At 32.1% G+C, this 7,396-nt stretch carries 6 protein-coding genes; all 6 read left to right on the top strand.

The features are described 5' to 3' along the window. On the top strand, window positions 1–180 hold a 180-nt coding region (locus OM075_RS17840; RefSeq protein ID WP_301191897.1), incomplete at its 5' end, for a hypothetical protein. A 1,482-nt stretch (window positions 181–1,662) separates the two neighbouring features. Continuing rightward, window positions 1,663–2,703 (top strand): TraB/GumN family protein, encoded by a 1,041-nt coding sequence (locus OM075_RS17835; protein WP_301191896.1) that lies wholly within the window; start codon window positions 1,663–1,665, stop codon window positions 2,701–2,703. A gap of 163 nt (window positions 2,704–2,866) precedes the next feature. Continuing rightward, a complete protein-coding gene (locus OM075_RS17830) occupies window positions 2,867–4,114 on the top strand; it encodes a S41 family peptidase (RefSeq protein ID WP_301191895.1) in 1,248 nt (415 codons plus the stop codon). A 174-nt stretch (window positions 4,115–4,288) separates the two neighbouring features. Continuing rightward, a complete protein-coding gene (locus tag OM075_RS17825; RefSeq protein WP_301191894.1) occupies window positions 4,289–5,212 on the top strand; it encodes a thioredoxin family protein in 924 nt (307 codons plus the stop codon). A 141-nt stretch (window positions 5,213–5,353) separates the two neighbouring features. Further along, window positions 5,354–5,551: a hypothetical protein gene (locus tag OM075_RS17820; protein WP_301191893.1), complete on the top strand. Its 198-nt coding sequence runs from the start codon at window positions 5,354–5,356 to the stop codon at window positions 5,549–5,551. A 69-nt stretch (window positions 5,552–5,620) separates the two neighbouring features. Beyond that, window positions 5,621–7,138 (top strand): TlpA family protein disulfide reductase, encoded by a 1,518-nt coding sequence (locus OM075_RS17815; RefSeq protein WP_301191892.1) that lies wholly within the window; start codon window positions 5,621–5,623, stop codon window positions 7,136–7,138. Window positions 7,139–7,396: the final 258 nt, after the last annotated feature.

Genomic DNA, 7,396 nt, shown 5'->3' with positions numbered 1-7,396 from the left:
CGGCTACACCTGCTTCGCTCAAAAAACTACGGTGCCTTCGTCGAAAGCGCTGAACTTGACTTTCGTACCTCAAGTCTTCAAACAACACCGCTTTTACCGACTACAGCATCTTGTTTTTTGGCTCATCAGCTAATGCCGGAAGAACCATTCGAGATTGAAACATCTATTCTTCACTGTTAGAATTTAGTTAACTACTTTTCACTGGTGTGAGCTTGTAGCTCGTATCTTTTTAATTCTAAAAAATAGTCAAATCCTCATAATCTGTATTTCACCCCTTTTTCCTTGTTACCGTTAACCATTCTACCTGTTCATCTATCCTCTTGTTTTTACTGGTCCCGAGGCATGTTTACCCCGTCCCGCAGTACTATAACCCAGTCCCGCAGCAAAATAATCTAGTCAATCAGTGATTTTAGGGTGCCACACAGCAATTTTACCCTCCCTTCAGGGTATTTTATGTAAATAATCAGCAATAATGTCCCTTCCCGCAGCAAAAAAAATTGTCTTCATCAGCAAAATATGTATCTTAATCAGGCTTTACGACCTGCCACACGGCGTTTTTAGTGGATCATTTGAGCATTTTTCCAATTCTTTTTTCAATTTTTTTTATCCACACAAAAAAAAATGGACTTAATCACCAAAATATCAATCTTAATCAGGCCTTATGACCCGCCACACGACGTTTTTAGTGGATCATTTGAGCATTTTTCCAATTCTTTTTTCAGTTTTTTTTGTCCACACCAAAAAAAATGGACTTAATCACCAAAATATCAATCTTCACCAGGCCGTATGACCCGCCACACGGCGTTTTCAGTGGATCATTTGAACTTTTTCCCAATTCTTTTTTCAGTTTTTTTTGTCCACACAAAAAAAAATGGACTTAATCACCAAAATATCAATCTTCAGCAGGCTTTACGACACGCCACACGGCATTTTTAGCGGTTCATTTGAACTTTTTTCCAATTCTTATTTCATTTTTTTTATCCACACCAAAAAAAACGGACTTAATCACCAAAATATCAATCTTCAACAGGCTTTATAACCCGACACAGTGTAAGTCCCTAAATACCTATTGATTTTTTTAATTACAATCAGTTAATTCTGATACTCCAGCAGCGAATAGCTTGCTCCAATCAAGTAACATAAGTTACAAACCAATTGGCTTCATGATACATTCAGAACTATTGATCTATAATTCAAGATTAAAAACTAATAACATAGTATTTTGGAAAATATTTGTAAAAAGCTGCTACTCTTTCACTGCTTTATTTTTTCTATTTATTATTTGATGACGTTTTGTTTTAACATTTTCTTAATTATCTGCTTTATAATAACAACTTTAAAGCTTTGCTTACCATTATTATAATCTTTTGCCTTTAATTTTTTTATCATACACAAAAAACGCCTCCATATCCATATATCACTCAAATTCAACACCATTAGCGGTTTATTTATGATGTATACACTAAATATTACTTTAGTAAACAAACATAATAGTGGTGTAATTTAATCCGTTAGGTAATATTTTAAAGTAATAATAGCTACATTAGCAAAAACATAACCCAAATACATAGACAAAATAAGGCCAAGTATATTGGGATTACTGAGAAGTTAGCAAACATTAAAAAACAAACCACAGAGGAACACATATTTAACTTATATTTTATGAGAACTAACCTACTAATTATTATTGTCTTTCTAGCGTTTATTGGATGTAGAGTAAAGCATAATCAACAAGAATCATTACCTAACCATGGATTATTATGGAAAATTACAGGGAACGACCTTCAATCTCCCTCTTATTTATTAGGTACATTTCATGGACAGGGAGGAATGCTAATTCTTGATTCAATTCAGTCTTTTGATTCAATCTTTACTTCCTCTAATCAATTTATCTGTGAAATTGATTTTATGAACGCTCCCAAACTACTTTTAGAAAAAAAAGATTCAAAATCAAGTAGCTATTTAAAACCATGGCCTGTTACAGATTCAACATATGAGAATATATTGACAGATAAGCAAAAAAGTATTTTAGACTCAGTAATCAAGAAAGATAAGTCTCTCCAAATTATTAAAGATTGGAATATAAGGCCAAGCAAAGCTATCAATTTTATAAAACGTTCGCACAGAAAGGATAATAAAAACAATAAGCTTTCCAGTAAAGATAATCTTGTCAATGATTCTATTAAATCAATGATTCTTGATGTTTATTTACAACAACTGGCAAAAAGATTTAATATGAATGTTGTTGAACTAGATTCGAAAGAAGAACTCCAAAATATAAATGATTCAATATCTAGGTACATTCCATTAATAAGTTATTGCTCTGAGGCTGATTTTCTGATTTATTATATTCAAAACTATTCAAAAATAGACTCCTTTAAAAATGAGCATATGGACAAAATATTATCAATATATTTACAACAAGACCTTAATCTTTTTGAACAATTACAAATGGAAGAAAATCTGCAGATTAACACTTTATTATCATATATAGTAAGTGACGATGTTAAAGAAATTCAGAAGACGTTGTTAATTGATGGACGTAATAATTTATGGATGAATAAAATCCCAAATCTAATTAAGAGTAATTCAAGTTTTATTGCAGTTGGTGCAGGTCATCTGGGAGGTGAAAAAGGATTAATTAATCAATTACGAAGATTAAATTATTCAGTAGTGTCAATGGAAAAGACAAATACTAATTAATAACGTTTGCTTACACGCGCTAATAAATAATTGCCGATTAGATGTAGTTTGGAGGTTTGTAACCCGCATTAAGTATAGTATCGCTTGAAAGTTTTGCAGTCCGCAAACTGCCTCAAAATTAATAGCAAACGTTGGCTGTATTATTAAAAAAACAACTAAACCTATGAAAAATCTGATTTTACTAACTCTACTTTTTGCTTGCCTTACAGCATTCTCGCAGAATAATGAAAAAACTGATTGGAATGCTGATATAGAGTACATAAAAGTAGAACTCCCTAAATGTCATTATAATTTGTATATGCTAAAAAGTGAACAAGACTTTTACAATGGACTTGATGACATTTCTAAAATTCAAGATCAACTATCTGATTTTGAAGTAGCAGTCAAATTACAGCAGTTGATAGCAACTTTTGGAGATTCACATACAAACTTAAGCTTGAATCCATTTCTTGATTACAATAAGATTCTTCCTATTGGTCTGATGTGGTTCAGCGATGGACTTTGGGTGCAATCAACAACTAAAAGCAATGAGACTATATTGGGAGCAAAACTGATAGAAATAAATGGTTATGTAATTAGCGAAATTATAGATTCATTAAGCACGATTTCAGCCATAGATAATCAAGCTTCAGTAAAAACAAGCACTCCTAAAATAATTCCTGTAATACAGTTTCTAGAATATTTTGGTTTTGTTGCACAACCTGAAATAAAACTAACTCTTGAAAAAGATGGAGAAACGTTAGAGTACTTAATTCATCCTGAACAGATGAATAGAAATAATGTGATGAGAGTGCTTCCTAATCCTACACCACTTTGCTATCAAAATACAAGACTTCCTTTCTGGAGTAAAGTTTTGACAAAGGAAAACGTATTTTATATTCAGTATAATAAATGTTGGAGTAGAGAATACCCACCATCAGGATATAAAGGAGACATTCAAAAGCTTCCATCATTCTCTGATTTTCATAAAGCAATAGTAGACAGCATACAGCAAAATGATTACGATAAAGTTGTTTTTGACTTTCGTTTCAATGGTGGAGGTAATTCTTATCAGGGAACAAAATTAATTGAAGAACTATCAACTATTGATAAACTTAAAAGTAAAGGAAACCTTTATGTAATTACAGGGAGAGATTCATATTCTTCAGCAATAATTAATATTATGGACTTTAAAAATAAGACTAATGCAATTTTAGTTGGAGAAGAAACTTCTGGGAAACCTAATCATCTTGGCGAAATAAGAAGTTTTAAACTGCCATCTTCGGCTCTTATACTGCAATATTCGACTAAATATTTTAAACAAACAGACAAGGATTTAAAAACTATCACCCCAGATAAAGAAATAGAACCAAGTTTTACCGATTTTAAGAATGGATATGACCCTATATTTGAATGGATTTTGAAACAATAAAATACTATGGCTAACACGCTGGAAATAAAGCATGGCTTGTTCGCATCGTGTGACGCCTTTGTCTACTGTCTTAGTCCCCCTATCGGGTGACACAATACCACGACTAATGCGCCACGACCTCATACCACCTACATTATCAATAAACTTAAAGAGAAAATAAACAAATAGACTAAAATGAAACGAGTTATATTAATGTCCATCCTTTTTGCAATAACTCTTCATACAAGAGGGCAAAAAGATTCAATTACTTTTTTAAATGAATCAATTCTTGAACTAATTAATAATACACAAGATTTTGACAAGCTCATTTTTATCGACATGACAGCAACATGGTGTAAACCATGCCAGGAAATGGAAAAAACGACTTTTCAGGATAAAGATGTTGCTGATTATTTTTCATCTAACTTTTTATGTAAAAAAATTTACATCGATTTTGATTCCATACAAAATGATTCAATTTCAAGGCTTCTCAGAAATCAAACTCCTGCAGTTCCACAATACTATTTCCTAGATAAGAATGGAAAAGTATTGATGAAAAGCGGTGGCTATAAAACCCCCTCTGATTTAATAAATTTAGGTAAAGTAGCTAAGGATAAGGTTTCTCCGGAATACGAAATTGCTCAAATGGAAAAGAGCTATACTAAGAATAAAACTAAACAAGCCTTTTTGTTAAAATATATGCAACTAAAAAATAATATTGGACAAAAAGGAGATATAGCACTGGATGATTATTTAAAATTAATTCCTGTAGATAAGTACACTAATGACACTATCTTATATACAATAATAAATAATGAAAAAAGCATATATGGAAAAGGTTATCAAATACTAACGGATGAAAATTACCAACAGCAGGCGACAATTAAAGCAGCAGTAAACGGGAATATATCAATTGGTTATGACATGTACAAAACAGCCTTGGATATCATTATGCAAAATATTGGATTAGCTATATCAAATAAAAATGAGAATTTGGTTAAGGATGGGATTACTGAACTAAATAAAGTAATGCAGAATAAAGAAAAGGCAAAAGAATTATCTGTGAGAGTAATGACAGAATTCAATAAACAAAAATCTACCGCAAACCCGCTGGAATAAAGCTTGGCGCAGCTTGCTCGTCCTGACGCCTTTGTCTATCGTCTTAGTCCCCCTATCGGGAGACTCGACACCAAGACTAATGCGCCACGACTTCATCCAGCAAACGTTGGGTTTAATTAATTTACAAGAACCATAATCTATATGGGAAAACCTAAAAAACTATATCATAATACAAAAACAGAAACAGCTCTTAGATATATTCTACCGAAAGAAATTTTGTCTGGTGAGTCAAGACTGAAAATGAACAACATTGGTTCTATGAATGACCCCAAAGAAAATCTAATGTTTGTTACAAATATTGATGAATGTATTCCAATTCCAGTTAAGAAAATCATATAACACATAAGCCCGACAGGCCGTTTTATAGCTCATTTAAATAAAGAACCTACTTATAGTCAAATAACCAATATGAAAAAAGCAATTTACTTATTAATCATTCTGCTTATTACATCTTTTACTAACAATAAGAATAATTACAATGTACCTAAAAAAGTAATAATAGCAGGAAAAGTATTAAACTTCAATCCAGAAAACCCCAAGGTACATTTTAGTGTAAATCGATTAGGATTGGGTTCATTGCAAATTCATGAAGATTTAGATAGTCTTGGATATTTTACTGCTTCTTTCCTAAGTTACACTGCTTCCGATGTCTGGGTTAGGTACAAAACAAATTTTTTAGTTCTAACTCATCCTGGTGATAGTATTTATGTTGAATTTGATGGAAACCTGCAACAGCGACCTGAAATATTAAAATCAATAAAATTTAGTGGAGATGCAGTATCTCAAAATCAAGATGCTGCAAAGTTTCAATTGATGTATTTTTCAAATCCAATGTATTACGATTGGGATGCTAAATCAAAAGCTGTGAAAGAACTTGACATGGATAAATACTTAAGCTATCTAGACTCCATGCAAAATATTAGAGATAGATTATATAATAAATTTGTTTCTGATGTTAATCCTAATGATGAAACTAAAATTTGGGCAAAAATATACCTTGATGAAGGCTACTATGATGCATTAGCCTTTTACCCAGCAGACCATTCAAGAGCCAATAAACTGAATAATAAAGAATGGTCTGTTCCTGTTAGCTATTATGACAACCTAAAAAAGCGATTGCCTATAACAGAGTCTATGTTTATCAGTGGTTATGCTTTGTCGAATTTCATTAATCGATTTCATTACAATTATGTTCGAAATAATTTATTGGAAGAACCAGAATTAGAAAAATATAAATTAAACAACGGATACATAGCTGCACCCCAAAATGTCTTGGATTCATTAACAGTTTTTGGCATTATTAAACACACACCAGACCCCCTTCTAAAACAAATGGTGTTAACAGAATTAATACGTCAAAATTTTGATTACTCTGACATTAAACTTTTTGAAAAATATCGGAATGTAATTGAATCAAATATTAAGTATCCCTTTTTGATTGAACCTTTACTGGAAAAGTACAATCAAATAAAAGAACAGTTAGAGAATCCTCAGATAGCATCAGACGCAATGTTGCAAAAAATTGCTAATTCATCAGCAAAGCAAATAATGGACAGCCTTATGTCGACAAACAAGGGCAAAGTAATATATATTGACTGTTGGGCAACTTGGTGCGCACCTTGTCGGGCTGAAATGCCATATTCAAAAGAATTAATGAGAAAAATGAAAGGGCAAGATGTTGCTTTCGTTTATATGTGTCTTGATTCTGAGGAAAAACTATGGAAAGCATGCCTTGGAGAATTACAACTAACAGGTCAACATTATTTTTTGACAAAGGAACAAAGCACAGATATTAGAAAAGTATTTGAGGTTAATGGGATTCCTCATTATTTTCTAATTAATAAAAAAGGGATTATCGTTGAAAAAGGCACTCACTTAAGACCGAAGTATGTGGAAGAAAAGATTGAGAAATTATTGAAAGAATAAAAACGAGATATAAATGAGTAGCCAGCCACTATGCAAAAAAAGCCTGGTGAAGAAGCTCTCTCACCACCGTATGTACGCGATCTTCGCTCCTTTCTTCCATTTTAAGAGTCCACTAGACTTTCAAGATGGAGGAACATATACGGCGGTTCTTTACATCATGGCGAACAACGAATTAAAATTTGAAATTAAAGAAGCATATATCTGATTACTCCGCATAAAAAAAGAGAAACCATTTCTGATTTCTCTTTATTTAAATGT

The organism is Plebeiibacterium sediminum (genome assembly GCF_026013605.1).
GTDB lineage: Bacteria > Bacteroidota > Bacteroidia > Bacteroidales > Marinilabiliaceae > Saccharicrinis > Saccharicrinis sediminus.
This window is presented reverse-complemented; position numbering and strand designations above follow the sequence as displayed.

Bases quoted from the DNA above. Each gene is read 5' to 3' on its own strand.
- OM075_RS17815 (WP_301191892.1), top strand. From the start codon at position 5,621: ATGAAAAAAGCAATTTACTTATTAATCATTCTGCTTATTACATCTTTT.
- OM075_RS17830 (WP_301191895.1), top strand. From the start codon at position 2,867: ATGAAAAATCTGATTTTACTAACTCTACTTTTTGCTTGCCTTACAGCA.
- OM075_RS17835 (WP_301191896.1), top strand. From the start codon at position 1,663: ATGAGAACTAACCTACTAATTATTATTGTCTTTCTAGCGTTTATTGGA.
- OM075_RS17820 (WP_301191893.1), top strand. From the start codon at position 5,354: ATGGGAAAACCTAAAAAACTATATCATAATACAAAAACAGAAACAGCT.
- OM075_RS17825 (WP_301191894.1), top strand. From the start codon at position 4,289: ATGAAACGAGTTATATTAATGTCCATCCTTTTTGCAATAACTCTTCAT.